The sequence below is a fragment of the Binatus sp. (SeqCode) genome (assembly GCF_035272065.1).
In the GTDB taxonomy this organism is placed as follows: Bacteria; Desulfobacterota; Binatia; order Binatales; family Binataceae; genus Binatus.
This window is the reverse complement of the sequence record NZ_DATEQZ010000006.1, coordinates 1-2,021: the sequence shown is the minus strand read 5'-3', so window position 1 is coordinate 2,021 and position 2,021 is coordinate 1. Positions and strand designations below refer to the sequence as shown.

At 61.2% G+C, this 2,021-nt stretch carries 3 protein-coding genes; 2 read left to right on the top strand and 1 reads right to left on the bottom strand.

Annotation, left to right across the window (positions count from 1 at the left end):
- Positions 1 to 157: 157 nt before the first annotated feature.
- The gene (locus tag VJX68_RS00880) at positions 158 to 739 is read left to right on the top strand and encodes a plasmid pRiA4b ORF-3 family protein (RefSeq protein WP_324093748.1); all 582 of its coding nucleotides are present in this window, start codon (positions 158 to 160) and stop codon (positions 737 to 739) included.
- 138 nt (positions 740 to 877) lie between these two features.
- On the opposite strand, the gene VJX68_RS00875 is transcribed toward VJX68_RS00880, so the two are convergent.
- The gene (locus VJX68_RS00875) at positions 878 to 1,729 is read right to left on the bottom strand and encodes an SEC-C metal-binding domain-containing protein (RefSeq protein ID WP_324093747.1); all 852 of its coding nucleotides are present in this window, start codon (positions 1,727 to 1,729) and stop codon (positions 878 to 880) included.
- A gap of 85 nt (positions 1,730 to 1,814) precedes the next feature.
- On the opposite strand from VJX68_RS00875, the gene VJX68_RS00870 reads away from it, so the two are divergent.
- Positions 1,815 to 2,021 (top strand): hypothetical protein (locus VJX68_RS00870; RefSeq protein ID WP_324093746.1); only part of this gene is annotated, 207 nt, incomplete at its 3' end.

The window sequence follows — 2,021 nt, the reverse complement described above, 5'->3', positions numbered from 1 at the left end:
CGCTAGCCGCATCAAAGTGAACAAACAACTGCTTCGCGCCTTGCGTCATCTTTTACAAGGTTACTATCTTTGAACCCGCTTGCTCTCGAGGCACCAGTCGCGCAAATAAAAGAATGACGGGGCCGCCCGGTCGATGTCTGTGCAAGATGCGGAGATCATGGCGAAAACCGACGAGCCGAAAAACCGCGCCAGGAAGAGCGTCGTCAGTCTGAAAGTGACGCTGCGCGGCACGAAGCCGCCGGTGTGGCGCCGGCTCCTGATGCACGACGAGACGACGCTCGGCGACCTGCATCAGGCGATCCAGGCAACGATGGGCTGGCGCGACAGCCATCTCCATGCCTTCGACATAGATGGCCGGACATATGGCGATAGACACACTGACGACGACGTCGCTGACGAGAATCACTTGACCCTGAAAAGCCTGCTGAAATCCGGCGTCACCCGCTTCGCCTATACCTACGATTTCGGCGACAACTGGGAACACATGGTCGCGATCGAGAAAACTCAGCCGACCCGCGCGGGGGGATCCTATCCGGCCTGCGTTGCCGGAAAGCGAAACTGTCCCCCAGAAGATTGCGGTGGTGCTTGGGGCTACCTGCACCTGCTCGAAGTCCTGGCCGATCCCACTCATCCGGAGCGCGCCGAACAAATCGAGTGGATCGGCGCAGAGTTCGACCCCGATGAGTTCGCCGTCGCAGTGGCCGACGAGACGCTCGCTGCCCGCTTCAATCGAAAATAGAGCGGGACAGGGTGCGACTGGTGAATTAAGCCCGGAAGTAACACGCGGGAAGGACGATTATCGCGTGTAATTCCTCGCGCCTTGGGTGACCACATTCGGCAGATCCCACGATATTCGGCCCGGGGTCCAGCCGTCCGGCTATTGCAGGCAACACTTCTTGTATTTCTTGCCGCTGCCGCACGGGCAGGGCTCGTTACGGCCGACTTTTTCGCGTCGCGGCGACACATGAAGGTCGTGCTGGGTACGATCCGCGCTGGACTGTGGCGACCAGCGCGCGGGCAGAAGCGTACAGCGCGGTGCGGGCGTGGCGCGGCGGTCTCGCAGCCCCAGCTCGATTTCCACGTCCTCTACGTCGCCGGCGATCGAGAGCTCGACCGCGTTTCGCCGAAATGCGTCACGTATAGCATCGATCGCCTCGACTGCGTGCAGATCGATCAACGCCGACACGGCGAAGCCGTTGATGGTCTCGTCCGAGTCAGCTTGCGGATCCAGCGTCTGTACCAGGATGCCAATGCATTCCCGGCGGCAATCGGGATACCGTGCGACGATTTCGCGGAGCCCCGATATTGCCGTGGCAACTGGCGATGCCGGGGTTGCTCGATTCGACAGGAATCCGGCGATATGCGGGATGGCAGCCGGTCCAATCATGCCAAGCACGACCGGAACTTCCAGATCGGCCGCGTCGTCGTGCTCCAACGCCTTCAGAAGCGCAAGCAATGGTTCAACCGCCGCCTCGGCCCGCAAATGCCCCAAAGCACGCCAGGCATGCACGGGGGCCCACACCGCGCTGGAGTCCGGGTCGCCGTGGTGCAACGCTGAGTCGCAGGCCATTCCAATCAACGCACCAACATGCTCGTGCCCGATACCGAACTCCGCGGAATAGTCAGGCCATTCCGCGGGATCGTCATCGCCCGGCTGGCCAATTCGCAGCAGTTGACGAACCGGTTCTGCGTAATCGCCACAAAGATCGATGCCCTGCACGCCATCCATCGTACGAGATCCCGTCATCCGCAAGGGTCAAACGGCCGCTTCTATGCAGCGGCTCCACCATGGGCGCGCGGCTCCGCGAGGATCGATGCGCCGAGTCGCCCGACGCCATTTTGGCGGCAACATCGACCGCAGCAACCTGTTCTCCGGGCGCGCAGCAGTTCTCAATGCGATTGAGTCGCGTTTGCGCGGGTATGGTCTGGGCAAGGTGAGTCCAGAATGCCACAGTTTGTGTTGGAACATGTTGCAACCGCACGATGAAGGATTCCCAAGGATCGGGATATCGGATTCTTTG